A 17,434-nucleotide genomic window follows, 5' to 3' on the forward strand; every position below is an offset into this window, starting at 1 on the left:
AATAATCTACTGAAGACCTTATAGGAGAGCAATGATTAACAAGGTAAGGTGCCTAAAAATAATGCGTTTATGAAGTAGAATAATGCCTTATCTATTAAATAAAGAGTTCGAATTGTGCTATTCTACGCTGATGTGATTCTCCGACTTTTGCTTTACCCAATTATCGTGCGCTTTTAGTTGGTTGTAATGGGAAATCAATAACAAGCGAGTGAACGTAGTTGATCGATGGCCAGCGGGTAAGCTAGTTAAGTAGTGGGCCAGTTCCGTACCATATTCACTTTCCATCTTGGGCCACAATACGTTGTGGAAATCGTCCAGGTTAGTCATCGTTTGCCCATCTACTACGTAGTAATGATAGTTTTCCAGGTTTTTAATTAGCTTTTCGTCCAATCCGCCAGCAGTAGGGTTGCCCAGGGCAATCGGATCGCGTGCATGGCGAAAGCGTCTATAAACCATCAATGAGCCAACGCCAAATTCTTCCAGAAAGACAGGTCGATGAAATGATTCGTTAACGGGGTAGTTAATAGAAACGAATTTGCGAAGCGCGTTATGTTTGTCGTCAAAATATTTGAATTCGCTAAGTTGATAAGCTGAAAAAGCCTTGACCGTGTTTCCGTCCCGGTATTGTAAAATTTCAGCCTTCCAGTTGTATTCGACGTCTCCCGATAAAACGGCTCCATTTTTTAGTGTAAGCTCCCCACGGCTCCAACTATTTTTAGCCAATACGTTGCCTCCCACAAAGCTTAGCCAGAGTATTACTAGTACATATTTTCTCATGTGGTCACTAACTGCTGAGCTGGTTGTTTTACAGGCGCAGCGCATTAGTAAACCGAAAATGGATGTCTCTAGGATAATTTACTATCTATACTTATTTAATGGTACTTATCTTTTATTTTATTTAATTTTTTTAATATATAAATATTTTGAAATTTGCGTAGAAACTAAATTTAGGATGGTTAATAAGCTGTTTATCAGAACTAAATTCTGGCAAATGCAGCCTTTGTGAAATTCAGTTGATTCTGGAATTTTTACGGCTCTGAAAAAATATAAATAAGCAGGCTGATCTTTCCTGCAACTTGGCATTCAAATGTATCGACTCGTGCTTTCTAGTGAGTTGATACGGTTAAATCAGTAGTTTAGATAGGCTCGTAGCTCACAAACATATTGATCCAGATCCGTCGGGCAAGTCGAAAGAAGAAGGGGGTAAGTGCGATTAAAGTTGGTATCAGCCCCACAGTAGGTTTAGTTCATCCATCCCGAACACTACAACAAACAGCACGAAAGAGCTAACAATGGTTGCTACGTAAAGGGCGTAACTAACATACATTGCGCCCGTGAAGAAGCCCGGTTCAGCTTCGTAGCGAAGGCCGCATACGGGGCAGTTCTCGTGCATCTGGTCAAACCGCTTGCTGAAAGCACTTTTCGTTACGAAAAAATCTCCTTCCTGACATCTAGGACACGTATTGAAAAGAATGCTGTTCAGCTTTTTCCCTTTTAACATAGCGTAATACGTTTGACTGATGTTGCTTATCGAAAAAACGAATACCGTTCACGGCAGTAGCCATAAAGCCACGTACCGCCGATGGCACTGAGTAGGGTAACCGTAACAACGACATAGCCACTGCCAATCTGGGCGAACAAAGGGCCAGGGCAGGCACCGGTTACAGCCCAGCCAAGGCCAAACATCAGACCGCCGAAAATCTGCCCTTTGCTGAACGTTTTTGGGGCAATAGATACGGTTTCGCCGGTAAGCGTTTTGATATTGAAGCGTTTAATCAACCATATCGATAAGATGCCGGTCAGTATGGCCGATCCGATAACGCCATACATATGAAACGAGTCGAGTCGGAACATTTCCTGAATGCGGAACCAGGAGATGATTTCTGCTTTGACAAATACGACACCAAAGGCGATGCCCACCAGCAGGTATTTCAGATTGGGAAGGAAGCTGGTCGACTCGGTACTGGTCGTTTTTTTATAGGCAATAAACTCGTCGGGTGCTGTTTTTGCGGGAGAAAAGAATGTTGTGCGCATCTCGCTACGTTGATTAGATAAGTTGAAGCAGATAAGGTAAAATCAGATACGTCATGGCAAAGCCACCTATCATGAAGCAACAGGTAGCTACCAGCGAAGGCCATTGCAGGTTAGATAAGCCCATGATAGCATGTCCTGACGTACAACCACCTGCCCAGCGCGTTCCAAAACCAACCAGGAATCCACCCAGCACGAAAAAGATCAGTCCTTTGAACGTGAATAGATTATTGGGGCTAAACAGATCAGCAGGCATGAGGCCCGAGAAATCCTTGATGCCTAAGTCCCGCAATGCCAACTGTGTAGCCGGGGCGATCTGAAAAGCATTTGGATCGTCCAGCCAGTGAGCGCCTATAAAGCCACCAATAGCGATGCCAGCCACAAAGAACAGATTCCAGGCTTCTTTTCGCCAGTTGTACTGAAAAAAGAAGATGTTGGCTGGCATACAGGCGGCACAGATGTGTCGTAACGACGACGATATGCCAAATGATTTATTTCCCAATAATAAGAGAATAGGTACTGTAAGTCCGATCATTGGCCCGGCTACGTACCATGGCCACGGGTGTCGGATCAATTCCAGAAATGTCATGCGTGACGCGGCTTATGAATGTACTAGTTGTTAATTATCGGTCTACCTGCTGTTTCCGATCAGTTAAACTGGTTCGCCAGCCGAGCTGATAGAAAACAGCAGGTGTTATCAATCAGTAGGTTGGTCAATAGGTGACGGGTTCTTCGGTTTCGGTAGTGACCGGATTACCTTCGGCTACCCATTCGTTCATACTACCTGCGTAATTTTTTACCTTCGTGAAGCCATTGGCTTTCAAAATAGAATAACCAATGGTGGCACGGTCGCCCCCCTGGCAGTAGACAACTACCGTTTTGTCGCGGCTGATCTGATCGAGATGGTCAGGTAACGTACCGACGAATATATTCTGAGCGCCGTCGATATGCCCTTTTTTATAGTCGGTAGCTCCGCGTAGGTCAATGATCTGTACATCGTCTCGATTCAGGTATGTTTTGAATTCTGGAAGACTGATCACATCGGACGATTGTAAATCATAGCCTAAATCATTGATATCATTTACGTACCCATAGACCTGATCCAGGCCAATACGCATTAGCTTACGCGTAAAGTCTTCCATCTGCAACTCATCGCCCACCAGCATAAACGGCTCGTTGTAGCTAATTAGCCAGCCCATCCAGGTTGCAAAGGAATTGTTGCCCTGAATATTCAGGCTGCCCGGTACATGGCCCTGGGCAAAAGCTGTTTTAGGGCGCGTATCAATTAATTTCATTCCCTGTTTTAGCGCTTCTGTTACGTCGGCTGGGCTGAGTTTTTTAAGCGTTGGTACGTGGGGGAGTAACGGACGATCAACTTTATTGAGTCGTTTCATCTGGGCAAAATACCGGGGTGCTTCCGGCTGATCCGCCAGTAAATACTCCGTAAATCTTTGTTCGTCTTCATCGTACTGGAAGGCCCAGTTACGGATTTTCTCGTAGCCGACTGTTGTGGAAGGAACCGCTCCGAGTGCTTTCCCACAGGCTGACCCTGCTCCATGGCCCGGCCACACCTGTAAATAGTCGGGCAACGTAGTGAACCGTTGAAGCGACCCGAAGAGCTGATGAGCACCTGTAAACTGAGTTCCCTGCAATCCGGCCGCTTTTTCCAGCAGATCCGGACGACCAACATCACCTACAAAAACAAAATCGCCGGTAAACAGCATCACGGGCTGATCGGTAGCGGGGTGGTCAGTAAGCAGAAAACTGATACTTTCGGGCGTATGGCCTGGTGTGTGTAGCACGTCCAGCGTGAGATTGCCTACCCGAATAACGGAACCATCACGCAGCCCTTCATGAGCAAAAGCGTACTGCCAGTCTGGACCGCCCTCGTCGGAAAGGTAGAGCGTAGCCCCGGTTAAGGATACCAGCTCCCGCGAACCAGCCAGGAAATCGGCATGAATGTGTGTTTCGGTAACGTGCGTAATCCGCAGGCCATTTTGCTGCGCCAGCGTGAGGTATGTATCCACGTCGCGTTTGGCGTCAATTACGATGGCTTCTCCGGTTTTCTGGCATCCAATCAGGTAGCTTCCCTGCGCCAGCGTTTTATCATAAATATGCTGAAAAAACATGGTCTGTTTTGGTTAGTTTCAGGTTGATGAACAAAAGTAGTTGGTCGGTAAATGGCCGTCAGTGATAAGTATCACACAAGGCTCAGGACGAGAAAAAAAGCTCGTGGCTCATGATATACAGACCCAGTAGCAGCACAAACCAGCCAAAGGCTCTCTTCAAAATAGCCCCTGCAATATAACGGGTGGCCCAGGTGCCGATGCTGATACCAATAACGGCTAACGTAGTGAATTTGAGCAGGAAGGCCCAGTCCATAACGTAGTGTTCCAGTCCGCTGGCAAATCCGATCAGTGAGTTGATGGCAATAATTAATAATGATGTGCCCACCGCCTGTTTCATGGGTAAACGGGCAAAGATCACCAGGGCCGGAATAATCAGGAATCCGCCACCTGCGCCCAGCAAACCCGTTACTATGCCTACCAAAGCGCCATCCAGCGACACCAGTGTGTAACTAACTCTTTTTTCGGGTTCGGAGTTACTGTCGGCGTTGTGCTCCCGAATCATAGCAAAAGCAGCAACCAGCATGATAAGCGCAAATACCAGCATCAGTGCTACGTCCTTTGATAGATGCGTCGTGGAAGTCAGTTGAATCGACTCCGGAATTTGAGGCAGAAGAAGTCGCCGGGCTATGATGACAGTAATAAACGAAGGCAGTGCGAAAGACAGGGCTACCGAATAGTTGACCAGATTGCGCCGGATATAATTGATGGAGCCAATCAGTGAGGTGGAGCCAACAATAAATAGCGAGTAAGCCGTTGAGAGAATTGGGTTAATGTGCAGTAAATAAACCAGTACCGGCAAGGTGAGGATACTTCCTCCACCTCCAATCAGGCCCAGGCTAACGCCAATGAGCACAGAAGCGCCGAAGCCCGCAATTTGTGAAGAACTCATACCCTACTTTTTTTGATCGAAAGTAGGGGCCATCGGGCGGGCGTTCCGTGACAAAAGTTACAGGAGTCTCAAAATTTAGAGAATCGTAATTTTATTTCGCATCAATTTAACCTGTCCGGCCTTCTCCAGCTGTTTCAGAAGTCGCGAAATAACTTCTCTGGACGTAGCTAATTCGTGCGCAATTTCTTCGTGGGTGATAGAAAGGACTGTACACTGGCAACTGTCCGTTTTTTTACGCAGATACGTCAGCAGCCGTTCGTCCAGTTTGTGGAATACAACTTCGTCGAGGGTCTGTAACAGATCATTAAAGCGTTTTTGATACGTCAGGAAAACAAACTGTTTCCAGCTGGAATACCGGCACATCCACTCGTCGACTTTGTCGACTGGAATAGCAATGAGTTCGGTATTTTCTTCAACCAGCGCCGTGATTTCGCTCTTACGACCGCCCATGCAGCAGGTAAGCGACATGGCGCAGGAATCCAGGCCACCCAGGTAATACAAAAGCGCTTCTCGGCCCTGATTATCGGGGCGCATAATTTTAATTGAGCCCCGAACAAGAATAGGAACCGATCGAATAAACTCGCCGGGTCGAATCATGTACGTACCAGCCGAAACTCGTTTATGGATACCAACCCTGGCTATTTCATCCAGTAGAGGAAGCTCAAACAGGCCAGTAAAGATTTCCTGTAAATAAGAGGTTGTTAACGTCATTCGAGTACGAAAAAAGTGTTGGCCGATACGTCAATCGTTGGTAAATAATTGCTGACGCCATAGGAAGCTGAAACCACTCAATAACGTAACGGAGCCGTCCTTAGTCTACAGCAAATCCATCGATTACGTTCAAGGCTGTGAAAAACGTGGGATGAGCATCGGTACCCGTTGGCGATACTGCTTGTAGGCGTTTCCGAAAGACGCGACCAGTTTTTGCTCTTCGAAGTGGATGCCGATTCGTATATATATACTGGCGGCCAGTAGCAGAATCAGATACGACCAGGTAGGTTGTGTTATCAAGAGGCCCAGCAGATAGAGAATGATACCCGTATATAAAGGGTGACGAACGTATTGGAGCAGGCCACTTTGCCGTAATTCCTGGCTATCGGAAGTTTTAGCAGTGGCTGGCCAGCCAACAAATTCGGCCATATCATAGCCACGTAGTGCCATAACAGCAATTGTTAGCCCTACGCCCGCGAGGAGCGTACCAAGCCATAAACTACCTCGCCAGGAGCTGACGTAATCAATCGGAGCCGTTCGGTGAAGCCAAAGTACAGGTACGAACGTAGCAACAGCAACGCCATTATATAGCAACCGGTAATACCGGTTAAACGTCCCTAGTTTGTTCGCCATCGTTTGCTTCATGCATAAGCTGGCCGTCAGACTATGAATTAGCCCAAACAGGAACCAGCTTAGTAAAATGTATGCGTAATACATTGGGCAAACGTTTTGCTCGAAAATCGATGTGAATCTATTAGAAAGGAGTATGTTTACTACGTAGCGTCGCTAACGAGGATACGTAGCACGTGTACATAGTGCTATTCTGTTCCGTTTCCGTAAACGTGACAGACAGAAAGTTAAGTTCTATGCATATGCTATCACCTGATTCTGGGCTTATTTTTTGGCAGATCGTTGTATTGCTTCAACTGCTTGGCTCTATTTATGCCCTTGTCCAGCTTTACAGGCATCCGGTATCTTTCAACATAAAGACAATTTGGTGCTTTATCATTCTATTTATTCCTCTGGGCTGGATTGTCTATCTCACGTTCAGAAAGCAGCAATTTTCAGATAGGTCATAAATGCAGATCTAAATTTTGCCTGGGTTATGCTATATGCTACGTATGGATTTAATCTAACGTAAACTATAACGATGTCTGGTAGTCAGGTAACTATCTGATCTGAATTTTGATCAACTCAGAACGAATTAGAATCGGTAGCCTGCACTTAGGCCAATCGTTGAAAGGGTGCCATATAATGTTCCTTCTGATGACGATCGAAACAAATTACCCCCTACACCCAACCGAGCACCTATCAGCAACCGATCCGTTAAGGCATATGTGTAGGTAGTTCGTAAATTCAAACCCACATTGAACGCACTCGTGTAAACCCAGCGATAAGAAATGGTCTCAATATCGCCATTTTGATTAGCTTGTCCTGCGACATCGTACGTATTCCCATTGCGTAAAAACCACAAGGAAGGTCCCGCTCCAAAAGCAACAGTATGGCGTTTCTGATTAATTACGTTAAAAAGAAAGCTTACATCTACTGTTGCCAATTGGGTACGCTGGTTTTCCCAGAAAACAGTAGATGTATAAAAGCGGTCTCTGGTGTATCGACTCGTAAAACTTAGGCCAGCTTCCATCGTCCAACGCGTGTTTGCTAATGGTTGACTGTATAACACGGAGTAACGAATGGCAGGAGATTGTTCCTGATGATCGCCTTTTACCCATAAGGCTTCAGTCGAAATATGTATAGACTTATTATAGGATTTAGTGAACTGGGCACAAACCCAATTGGAAAGTATCAACAAGATGCAGCAGAGTAAAAAAGATCTTTTCATCGTAGAGTAATGGTATTGATTAGGTCAAGTATCTAACGACAAGAGACAGTTTACATACTGAATGCCTGCTATAAGCAATACACTCTAAGATTCCTGGCAAAAAGAGCTGACTTCCTACGTTTCTACTTAGTTGGTTGAATCGATTACCGTTTCGCCAATCAAACGGACTCCTTCCAGCGTGAGAGAGGGAATAATATCGACAAAAGCATTCCGTAAAGAAGGAATACGGTTCGAGAGGCCACCGGTAGCAACGGCTATGCAGTCGCCGTTTAATTCCGTTCGGATGCGGTCGAGTAGAGAGCGGACCAGTCCTTCGTAGCCTAAGATTACGCCCGCCTGAATCGCGTGAGTCGTATTGGTACCCAGCGCCGATGAAGGAACCTCAATAGGCACTTCAGGAAGTTGAGCTGTATTGGCGAATAGCGACCGAATGGCGGTTTTTAATCCAGGCGTGATAGCCACACCTAGCATTTTGCCTTCGCCCGATACCGTAGTAAACGTTAGAGCTGTCCCGAAATCAACAACCACACAGTTTCGTTGGTACCGTGTAAAGGCCGCTAACGCATTGGCAACCAGATCGGCTCCTATTTCGTGGGGGCGTAAAATGTCGATAGGCAGCAAGGGGTAAACGCCGGGGCCAACCACAATCGGTTCGTAACCGAATAATTCCGTTAGCATGGATCGAATAATGGGCGTTACGTTCGGTACTACGCTGCTAAGGATGGTGGCTTTAATACTGCTTAGCGATATATTGGCTTCTAACAGCCATAGCCGTAACCGTGCTTCGTACGACTCGGCGGATTCGTCGTATCGGGAGGGCGTACGCCAGATGTGTTGCCAGTCTGCTTGATTGTAAAGGCCAAAAACGGCGTCGGTATTACCAATGTCTACAATAATCTGCACGAGAGCGGGAAAGGGACGTTTGTCGGGGCGAATTAAGGAGAAAAAGGTCAGATTCTCACAAAAGTGTTACATATTGATTGCCCCGCTACGGTGGATGCTGTCCTTAAAGAATAGCCTTTTTAGGCTTCGTAGTCATGAAATCTTTGAGGTAAAAAGGCTCGAAATTTGCCAGATCATCGACCCTACATGGCTCATAATGAGTGGAGGCTACTGTGCCGATCGTCCGGGCTGAAGGAGTAATGAGCTGTTCGAGGAAGATAGCGTTTGGCTGATGGCTAAGTATGGTTTTACATTTAGCGGCTCCATCCCCAAAAAATAGGACCGGACCTGTTGAGAGCTTATCCGCAAACGATGTTTCGTCAATAATTTCGGCCGATGTAGGCTGTATTTCTTGGCCATACGTATCGTAGAAAGCACAGTATACTTCCATCCGACGGGCGTCGATCATGGGGCAAAGTACGTAGTTGTCAGGATAAAAACTCCTAATCTGTTCAACCATACCAGCCAACGTATTGACGGCTAAAAGTGGTTTATCGAGGGCAAAGCAAAGCCCCTTAGCCGTTGACACACTGATGCGCAATCCGGTGTAGGAGCCTGGGCCTTTGGCTACGGCAATGGCGTCCAGTTGATTGAGTGTAAAACCACTATGACTAACCACATTCTCGATCAGTGTAGTCAGCATAGCCGCTGACGTTCGTTCCGTGAACAATTCATAACAACCTAGTAACGTACCGTTGTTATGCAGGGCCACAGAGCACGAAGCCGTAGAGGTATCAATAGAAAGAATAAGCACTGGTTGATAAATTAAGTATGATGAGTCAGGAATGATGAACTGATATGAAAACAATCGTTGCGTATCAATTCATCATTCCTGATTCATCATTGTATTATTTCCCTCCTTTCAGAATCGACGTGTATCGATTCATGTCTTTAAAGAGGTCGAGCGCTGCTTTTAGTTCGGGATCAGTAGCAAAAGAGGCTTCTTTTATGCCTTTCTGAAGATAATAATGGCCTGCGATTTCCTGCTCAAGTAGGGTCTTGATTTCGGTTTTGAAGGTCATCATATCCGCTTCTTTGCTGTGCGAAACTTTCGTTTTCAGCGCTTTCAGCTGGTCCTGAATCTGATCGAAATACTTTTCTTTTTTCGCTGAAGCTTCTAACGTACCAAGATCTTTTTCAACCTGGGTCGTATAATCGTATTCTTTATCGCCAGCCCATTTTGCGAAATCCTGATATTCGGCGTCGGTGAGGTGGAATTCACGGGCCGGTTTAATGGTTGGATGATCGTGCCGATATTTTACCGCATAATCAAAAATCAGCCCTTTGTTGGTTAGGCTCAGCGCAATGGGGGTTGGATTCGGTGCTTCAATCACTACGTCTGGCAACACGCCACCACCGTCGTAAACAACACGGCCCGCTTTGGTTTTGAAGGCAGTTTTGAGTGAGTCGGGTATTTTACCAACGCTACCATCGGCGTTGCGATGGCTATAGTCGATGGCCTGAATACAACGTCCGCTCGGGATGTAATACTTGGCTGTCGTGATTTTAAGCTTTGTGTTGAACGACAGCTCACGAGTGGTCTGAACGAGCCCTTTTCCATACGTCCGCTGACCAATCAACACGCCCCGGTCATAATCCTGAATAACGCCGGATACGATTTCGGCGGCTGAAGCACTATGGCTATTAGTCAGCACAATGATTGGTACCTCAAGATCCATTGGCGGATTTAAGGCCGTGTAGGTTTTGTTCCACTCCGTTACTTTGCCTTTGGTGGTTACCACTTCTGAATCTTTCGGAATGAAAATATTGCAGATGTCGATAGCCATATTAAGCAGACCGCCGGGATTCTCGCGAACGTCCAGAATGAGTTTTTTCATTCCTTTTCCCTTCAATTCCTGAAAAGCCGTACGAACTTCGCGCGACGCTGTAGCCGTAAAATCCTTGAGATCGATATAGCCTACATCTTCCGAAATCATACCGTAATACGGTACGTTCGTCATTTTTACTACGTCGCGGCTAACCGATAAATCTAAAGGCGATTTTTCGCCGAAGCGCTGCACGGTGAGTTTTACAGCCGTATTATTCTGACCTTTCAGCAGTTTGCCAGGGTCAACATCTTTGCGGTTTTTAATATCGACACCGTCTATTTTCAGGATTTCGTCGCCAATACGTAGTCCTGCTTTTTCGGCGGGCGTTCCTTCGTAGACCATCAGGACGATGTTCTTGCTCTGGCGTTGGCCAATCAAAGCACCAATGCCATTATACCGACCGGTGGTCATGGTCATGTAATCCTCGATCTCGTCTTCGGCGAAGAAGTTCGTGTAGGGATCGAGCGCTTTTAGCATCCCGTCGATGCTGGTTTTAACCATTCGGTTGGGGTTCACCTCATCGACGTAATACATATTCAGCTCCTTGAACAACGTAGCGTAGATGTCGAGGTTGCGGGCAATTTCGAAGAAGCGGTCGTCGGTTTTCATCGCTACCAACGATAAGCCCCCGGCCAGAGCACCAGCAAGAGCAAGGGATTTCCAGTGTTTTTTCATAACCTGTTCGGTACTATAAAGGCGGTTTAGTGTGTCAATTCTTGAATAAATTGCTGTTTGTTGTCAATAAATAAAGCGATTCGTCGTACAGACCGCTGAGTGCCAAACGGACCGCTCATTACGACTGGTTCTCGTAGCGTGATCAGTAGGTTAGGGGCTGCCAAAAGCGTACCAGTTAACAGGTCTGAGTGTCGCTCTGGTTTATCATTGATAGCTACTATCTGATCAATCAGATGGATGGCTACTTCGCCATAACTACGTAGGCCAAATCGAAAAATAACCTGATTGTCCCGAATTAACACTGGTCGTTTAATCGTAGCGACCAGGTCAGCGACAAAAAACAAAAGACCATAAAAACCTGCTATCGTTGCACACCAGGCCACCACGGGGCTCCATCGGTTCAGTAGTACATGCAGAACTACCGTTTCAATAAGACCAATCAGGATCAGTCCTATTGTCAAGGCTGTTTGGCCAGATGCCTGATGCGAACTGAAGGCTTTATCGGCAGCTGTTTTTTCTACAGGTACCCAACTCCCTAACAAACCGTATCGTAGAATAGACAGTTCGCTTACTAAAATACGATTAAATCGGGAATGGCCCAGTATTGTGTCAAGACTATGAAGCAGATTCCTGGTAAAGTCAGGATTTTGTACGCTGAGTTGCTGGTAATGACTAATTAGCTGTTTGATACGTAAAAGAGCATAACCGACAAAAAACAATTCGAGCAGTATCAGCGACTGGCGTAGCAGATCGATAAATTGCTGATGGTTTGCTGGTAGTATGCGTGTTGTTATACTCAGAGCTACGCCAAAAACGGCAAGTAGACTCTTCGCATTTATCTTAAGCTGACGAACAATCAGAACGTAGTAAAAGGCAGGAATTATCACGACCATGTCGATGGTAACTCCCGTCGAGACCCAATCTGGATAACGACTAAAGGCTGAGGACTGAACAGCAAAAAGCTCTGCCCCGATAATCAGCACGACTAATCCTGTGAATAAAAGAATCCAGCGAAATGAAGAAAGCGGGAGATTCATGAGAAACGATCCAATAGCTAAGGATGAGTACTGGAACGCCAGCTTGATCCGGCTACATTTTTTTTAGCGCCAATTTCATACCTTTTTCTATTTCTTCAAACGAAATAATCTGCTTAGCGGTATACAAAAAGGCGATATAGGCCGGATGAGATGAATCGGAATGAAAAGCCGACTTGTTGAGCCGATACGCTTCGCGAACACGTCGGCGAATGAGGTTTCGGTCAACGGCCCGTTTGAAGGTTCGTTTCGGGACCGTAATGACAATAGCGGGCAGGCCAGAAGAAGAAGCTTCGGTATGCGGAATATACAGTACGCGAAATGGAAAAAGGTAGAACGTCCGTACAGCCGCACTACCTTTTTTAAATAATTCGCCGAGAACCTTTTTGCTGCAAAGCCGCTCCGATTTGGTAAAGGTTTGCTGCATGGCTTAGTTTATAGTTACTCAGTGTGTCGTTTTCACAGCACCGCCCGAGCGGTTAGCTGACGTATTGATGCTGAAAACCGTGGACTGAAAACTGTAAACTAATTAAATTTTAAAGCGATCGCCTTTTTTCTCGTCTGAAACGGTCAGTTTGTGACGACCTTTTGCACGGCGAGCTGCCAGCACTTTGCGGCCATTAGCGGTTGACATCCGCTCGCGGAAGCCGTGCTTGTTTTTCCGCTTCCGGTTCGATGGTTGGTACGTTCTTTTCATGATATATCTTCCTAAAAGAGCCTTATTTCCAAATGAGTCCGCAAAGATAGTGGAATCACGCTAGTTTACCAAGCTTGTTTTTGGAAAAACGTTTTATCTGTAAAGGAGTTAGCTATTTAATACGTAGTTATTGGGTAAATCCGGTAATTTAGGTAGAACAAACGGGGTGCCGTAGCCTGTTGGTAGTACCAATTACCAACCTGTTGTGGGACTCTGGACTGTCTGATTCCAGCATTTACCCATTATTTGTTTACGCTCCTGCCAATGCATTACCGCCTATCTGCCGATCCTGATTTACCACACTATATTGCCGTCGAGGCTCATCTGACAGCCATTCAACAGCAGTCGGAAGTTGAACTTCAATTGCCAGCCTGGCGACCTGGTCGATATGAGCTACAGCAGTTTGCCAAAAATATTCAGCGGTTTGACGTAGTTGACGGAACTGGCCAAAAACTCCCCTTCCGTAAACTAACGAAAGATCGGTGGGTCGTACAGACAAACGGGGCCGAAGAACTCATAATCCGGTATAATTATTACGCCATTTTACTGGTGCCCAATCTGCTGAATGCCGGTAGCAGCTTCATTAGCGATACGTTGCTGTACGTTAATCCGGTCAATTTGTGTGTCTATGCCGAAGGACGTATCGACGAAGCCTGTACGCTTGAGCTAGCTATTCCCGACGGATGGATGGTAGCCTGCGGTCTGGAGAAAATAGACGCGAAAACGCTACGTGCTGCTGATTTTTATGAACTCGTTGATTGTCCGCTAATTGCCGCTCCGTCTATTCAGCATATCGATTATGCTATAAACGGGGTTTCCTTCCATGTTTGGATTCACGGAGGCTGGCGAACCAATGGCGAACCAACCTTCGATGCAGATCGGATTCGGAACGATTTTTTCCAATTCTCGCAGAAGCAGCTGGAATTATATGGCGAGTTTCCTGAACAGGACTATCACTTCCTGACGTTGATTTTGCCAGTGCCTTACTACCACGGTGTAGAACACCGCAATTCGACGGTGCTGGTGCTTGGTCCGAACGACGAAGGCGAAGGGCTCTACGTCGATTTACTGGGCGTATCGTCGCATGAATTATTTCATGCCTGGAACATCATCCGAATACGGCCTGTTGAGTTACTTCCCTACGATTTTACGAAAGAAAACTATTTTCAGACCTGCTTTGTGGCTGAAGGCGTAACAACGTACTACGGCGATCTGATGCTACGTCAGTCGGGTGTGTTCAACGACGAGGCTTATCTGAAAGAGCTTCAGGTTTTGTTCAAACGTCATTTTGAGAATAACGGCCGGGCGTTTCAGTCGCTGGTTGAGTCGTCGTGGGATTTATGGCTCGACGGCTACGAGAAGGGTGTTCCTGATCGTAAAGTTTCGGTCTATCACAAGGGAGCCATTGCTGCCCTGATTCTGGATCTACACATTCGTCGTCTCTCTGACCATGCGCGTTCGTTGGATGATGTTATGAAACGGATGTGGCAGCGGTTTGGTAAACCCTTCGTTGGATACACGTTAGAGGACTATCGGGCCATTACCGAAGAAGTAGCCGGGGAGCCGCTGGACTGGTACTATGAACTGTGCATTTTCGGGAATCAGTCGCTCGAAGAGAAACTAAACGATTACCTGGCATGGGTTGGACTGGAGATTGTCTACGAAACACCTTCTGCCGACTCGGCGGGCGGCATTCGACTGCTGGAACTGGACGATTTGGCTGCCGCCCAGCAGCGGGCTCACTGGTTTGGTGGTACGTTGACTGAAAGACCGCATGATGGTCTGGTGCCAAAAGAAAAGCTGGGTAAAGATGTGGTCGCAAAATGAGCGTAGTGTCTGCATTTTGTTGTAAATAGTGCTATCCTAAACCGTAATTCTGAACCCCATGCCACCATCTGCCACGCCAGGAATACCGTTTGACGACTACGTTCAGCACGACGCCACTGGCCTTGCCGAACTGGTTCGGTCGGGCGACGTAACACCGGCCGAATTGCTTGAAACAGCCATTGCACGGGCCGAAGCCGTTAATCCTGAGCTAAATGCCATTGTAACGCCACTGTATGAGAAAGGGTGGGAGATCAGTAAGCAATTGCCTGACTCAGGCCCATTCCGGGGCGTCCCATTCCTATTGAAAGATCTGGAATTTGAATGGGGTGGAACACCGATGAAATCGGGTAGTAGGGGCTATCAGCATTACGTATCACCCGCCGACAGCGAAGCCGTTCGGCGATTAAAAGCGGCCGGACTGGTTTTTTTCGGCAAGACCAATACACCGGAGTTTGGCCTTACACCCTATACGGAATCGAAACTCTATGGACCCGCCCGGAACCCCTGGAAAACAACCCATTCGCCCGGCGGATCGAGTGGTGGCTCGGCGGTGGCGGTTGCTGCTGGTATCGTACCAGCGGCTTCGGCTTCGGATGGTGGCGGATCAATACGTATTCCGGCGGCTTGCTGTGGATTGTTTGGGCTGAAACCGTCCCGAGGACGCGTTACGTTGGGGCCGCGTTTTGGTGAGCTTTGGAATGGAGCCGTCATCGGACACGCCGTTACTTGTAGCGTACGGGATAGCGCCGGTTTGTTGGATGTCGTCTCCGGCGGATTCCCTGGCGACCCTTATGGAATTGCACCACCTGTACGTCCGTTTGTTGACGAGGTCAGCCGCGAGCCGGGAAAACTTCGGATTGCCTTTTCGACCCAAACGCTCATTGAATCACAACCTGTAGATCAGGAGTGTGTAAAAGCGGTTCGGGAAGCCGCCCGTCTGTTAGAAAGTCTGGGACATACGGTAGAAGAAGTGCCCTTGCCCTACGAAAAGACACTCGTAACAGAAGCCTTTTTTGTGAATGTACTGAGCGAAACGGCCGCTACGTTGCGTGAATTAAGTAACCACCTCGGCCGACCTGTCCGTCGGGATGATGTTGAGCTAAATACCTGGGCGCAGGCAAGGCTGGCCGATGGATTTTCGGCCGTGGACGTAGCGTATCAGAAGCGTCGCTGGAATACATTGAACCGTAGCATGGGGCAACTGCATGAGACGTACGATTTGTTTTTAACTCCAACGCTACCGCGTCAGCCTATTCCGATTGGTACGTATCAGAACACGGCTTCGGAACAGCGACTGCTGAAGTTAGTTGATTCACTGGGCGGATTGAAATACCTGAATGGTAGCAAAATCGTGAACGATCTGGCCGAACGGTCACTGGGCTATATTTCGTTTACCGTTATTACAAACATGACGGGTCAGCCGTCGATGTCAGTGCCTTTACACTGGTCGCCCGACGGCTTGCCCATCGGAGTTATGTTTGCGGCTAAACTCGGTAACGAAGCTACCCTGTTTCGGCTGGCAGGACAGCTAGAGCAGGAACGTCCGTGGTTCAATAAGCGCCCGTCAGTGTAGACTATTGTCGGCTACTTACTACTACGGGCTCGCTTTTAACAGGTTTCCCGCCGGGAGCAAACCGATCTTTTAATTTCAGGAACTGCTTCTCGAAATATTCGTACGATACCCAGGCAACCAGTGTGGTCAGGGCGTAGCTGGCTACGTAGAGCAGTACAGAAAAGCCCAGCCCGTATGGTATGAACTGACGAATGACGTACAACGAAAGCACGATAACGACCGGGTGATACATGTACGTACCGTACGAAATCTTACCCATAAAGTTAAAGAACTTGTTTTCGAGGTTGATTACCGAGTTTGGGTTGGCAGCCAGATTCATAAGCAGGAACACAAAGAATAAGGCATATCCTTCGTAGTTCAGGCCCGGTATTCGAACGCCCAGGGCGAGCATGGTTGCCAGAACGGCATACACTACCCACTGAACGGGTTTCAGATACAGGAAAGTAAGAATAGGGTGCTTTTTGAACACCAGATAAGCGCCAATGCCGCCAATCGCCATTGTTCCAATCCGGAAATGGGCCAGAAAATCGGATACCAGCAGCATGCTTGTACCGGCTTCCGGTGCCGTAGAACCAGGACCGTAACGTAGCCAGAAGAAAATGCCCGCTAAAACGAAAGCTATGCTGGCCAGGATGAGCAGCGTCCGGCGAGGGCGCAAACTGCCAATTAACCAGGGCCAGATCAAATAGAATTGTTCTTCAACGCCAATCGACCAGGTATGCGAGCACAAAGGCATTTCGTGATATAAAGCCAGGGCAATATTGGGCATGACAATGCCGAAAAAGGCCAGCTTAGACCAGAAATGGTCGTTGGCAAACTCGGATACGCCAGGGATGTATAGGGCCGGAATGTGCGGGAAAACAAAAAAGCTTAAGCCAACAATCCAGAAATACAGAGGCCATATACGTAACACGCGTCGAACGTAGAAATTGCCAATGTGAATGCGTCCGGCATATTGCTTTTCGGCCAGAAGCAGATACGTAATGAGAAAGCCACTTAGAACAAAAAACAAGGCTACGCCCAAACGACCAGCCTGATAAACGACCGGATAGTCATTGGTTCTGGTGAACGTATCGGTATACCCGTAAATGGTTTTAAACTGCTCAATATGGTGGAAAACCACCGACGATGCTGCAAGAAATCGTACCCCATTAAAGCCGGGGAAGTAGACGGCAGAAGGATTAGTAGCCGACATAGTGCCTAATTCGGTTCAGCCGTAAAAGTAAGCAAAAAGTCTCCTTGCTTCATCAAGTGCGC

The 17,434-nt window shown here is 47.2% G+C and carries 19 protein-coding genes; 3 read left to right on the forward strand and 16 right to left on the reverse strand.

The genetic code is table 11. The features are described from left to right. Window positions 1-117: 117 nt before the first annotated feature. The 8 genes from GK108_RS03915 to GK108_RS03950 all read right to left on the reverse strand — a co-directional run bounded on the left by GK108_RS03915 (window position 118) and on the right by GK108_RS03950 (window position 6,477). Window positions 118-777: a hypothetical protein gene (locus GK108_RS03915; protein WP_163943038.1), complete on the reverse strand. Its 660-nt coding sequence runs from the start codon at window positions 775-777 to the stop codon at window positions 118-120. Window positions 778-1,225: 448 nt separating this feature from the next. Continuing rightward, on the reverse strand, window positions 1,226-1,501 hold the full coding sequence (locus tag GK108_RS03920) for a DUF983 domain-containing protein (RefSeq protein WP_317166481.1): 276 nt from the start codon (window positions 1,499-1,501) through the stop codon (window positions 1,226-1,228). A 26-nt stretch (window positions 1,502-1,527) separates the two neighbouring features. Next, window positions 1,528-2,034 (reverse strand): DUF6691 family protein, encoded by a 507-nt coding sequence (locus GK108_RS03925; protein ID WP_163943040.1) that lies wholly within the window; start codon window positions 2,032-2,034, stop codon window positions 1,528-1,530. 13 nt (window positions 2,035-2,047) lie between these two features. Beyond that, entirely contained in the window at window positions 2,048-2,620 is a 573-nt protein-coding gene (locus tag GK108_RS03930) for a YeeE/YedE family protein (RefSeq protein WP_163943042.1), read from the reverse strand. 124 nt (window positions 2,621-2,744) lie between these two features. Beyond that, entirely contained in the window at window positions 2,745-4,160 is a 1,416-nt protein-coding gene (locus GK108_RS03935) for an MBL fold metallo-hydrolase (protein ID WP_163943044.1), read from the reverse strand. An 82-nt stretch (window positions 4,161-4,242) separates the two neighbouring features. Beyond that, complete coding sequence (locus tag GK108_RS03940; protein WP_163943046.1) at window positions 4,243-5,049, reverse strand: sulfite exporter TauE/SafE family protein; 807 nt, start codon at window positions 5,047-5,049, stop codon at window positions 4,243-4,245. 75 nt (window positions 5,050-5,124) lie between these two features. Continuing rightward, window positions 5,125-5,760, reverse strand: coding sequence for a Crp/Fnr family transcriptional regulator (locus GK108_RS03945; protein ID WP_163943048.1), 636 nt, complete (start codon window positions 5,758-5,760; stop codon window positions 5,125-5,127). Between the two features lie 129 nt (window positions 5,761-5,889). Then, window positions 5,890-6,477 (reverse strand): methyltransferase family protein, encoded by a 588-nt coding sequence (locus GK108_RS03950; protein ID WP_163943050.1) that lies wholly within the window; start codon window positions 6,475-6,477, stop codon window positions 5,890-5,892. Window positions 6,478-6,632: 155 nt separating this feature from the next. Between GK108_RS03950 and GK108_RS31515 the strand changes: the two genes are divergently transcribed. Beyond that, the gene (locus GK108_RS31515) at window positions 6,633-6,839 is read left to right on the forward strand and encodes a PLDc N-terminal domain-containing protein (RefSeq protein WP_163943053.1); all 207 of its coding nucleotides are present in this window, start codon (window positions 6,633-6,635) and stop codon (window positions 6,837-6,839) included. A 125-nt stretch (window positions 6,840-6,964) separates the two neighbouring features. On the opposite strand, the gene GK108_RS03960 is transcribed toward GK108_RS31515, so the two are convergent. From GK108_RS03960 to rpmH, 7 genes are all read right to left on the reverse strand, one after another. Then, entirely contained in the window at window positions 6,965-7,600 is a 636-nt protein-coding gene (locus GK108_RS03960; protein WP_163943056.1) for a hypothetical protein, read from the reverse strand. A gap of 126 nt (window positions 7,601-7,726) precedes the next feature. Next, window positions 7,727-8,503 (reverse strand): type III pantothenate kinase, encoded by a 777-nt coding sequence (locus tag GK108_RS03965; protein ID WP_163943058.1) that lies wholly within the window; start codon window positions 8,501-8,503, stop codon window positions 7,727-7,729. 103 nt (window positions 8,504-8,606) lie between these two features. Beyond that, window positions 8,607-9,296 carry a tRNA (adenosine(37)-N6)-threonylcarbamoyltransferase complex dimerization subunit type 1 TsaB gene (gene tsaB / locus GK108_RS03970; protein WP_163943061.1) on the reverse strand — a complete coding sequence of 230 codons (690 nt, stop codon included), beginning with the start codon at window positions 9,294-9,296 and terminating at the stop codon, window positions 8,607-8,609. 94 nt (window positions 9,297-9,390) lie between these two features. Next, entirely contained in the window at window positions 9,391-11,046 is a 1,656-nt protein-coding gene (locus GK108_RS03975; protein WP_163943064.1) for a S41 family peptidase, read from the reverse strand. A gap of 26 nt (window positions 11,047-11,072) precedes the next feature. After that, entirely contained in the window at window positions 11,073-12,083 is a 1,011-nt protein-coding gene (locus tag GK108_RS03980; RefSeq protein ID WP_163943068.1) for a hypothetical protein, read from the reverse strand. A gap of 52 nt (window positions 12,084-12,135) precedes the next feature. Next, window positions 12,136-12,507 (reverse strand): ribonuclease P protein component, encoded by a 372-nt coding sequence (locus tag GK108_RS03985; RefSeq protein WP_163943071.1) that lies wholly within the window; start codon window positions 12,505-12,507, stop codon window positions 12,136-12,138. A 102-nt stretch (window positions 12,508-12,609) separates the two neighbouring features. Next, complete coding sequence (gene rpmH / locus GK108_RS03990; protein WP_163943087.1) at window positions 12,610-12,777, reverse strand: 50S ribosomal protein L34; 168 nt, start codon at window positions 12,775-12,777, stop codon at window positions 12,610-12,612. A 264-nt stretch (window positions 12,778-13,041) separates the two neighbouring features. Here rpmH and GK108_RS03995 point away from each other — a divergent pair, with 264 nt between their 5' ends. Together GK108_RS03995 and GK108_RS04000 are read left to right on the forward strand one after the other, a co-directional pair. Beyond that, complete coding sequence (locus GK108_RS03995; protein WP_163943091.1) at window positions 13,042-14,604, forward strand: M61 family metallopeptidase; 1,563 nt, start codon at window positions 13,042-13,044, stop codon at window positions 14,602-14,604. 58 nt (window positions 14,605-14,662) lie between these two features. Then, on the forward strand, window positions 14,663-16,177 hold the full coding sequence (locus tag GK108_RS04000) for an amidase (protein ID WP_163943094.1): 1,515 nt from the start codon (window positions 14,663-14,665) through the stop codon (window positions 16,175-16,177). Between the two features lies 1 nt (window position 16,178). Here the strand turns inward: GK108_RS04000 and GK108_RS04005 are convergent, their stop codons facing one another. Further along, window positions 16,179-17,372, reverse strand: coding sequence for an acyltransferase family protein (locus GK108_RS04005; protein ID WP_163943096.1), 1,194 nt, complete (start codon window positions 17,370-17,372; stop codon window positions 16,179-16,181). Window positions 17,373-17,434: the final 62 nt, after the last annotated feature.

The sequence above is a fragment of the Spirosoma terrae genome (assembly GCF_010435915.1).
Classification (GTDB): Bacteria; Bacteroidota; Bacteroidia; order Cytophagales; family Spirosomataceae; genus Spirosoma; species Spirosoma terrae.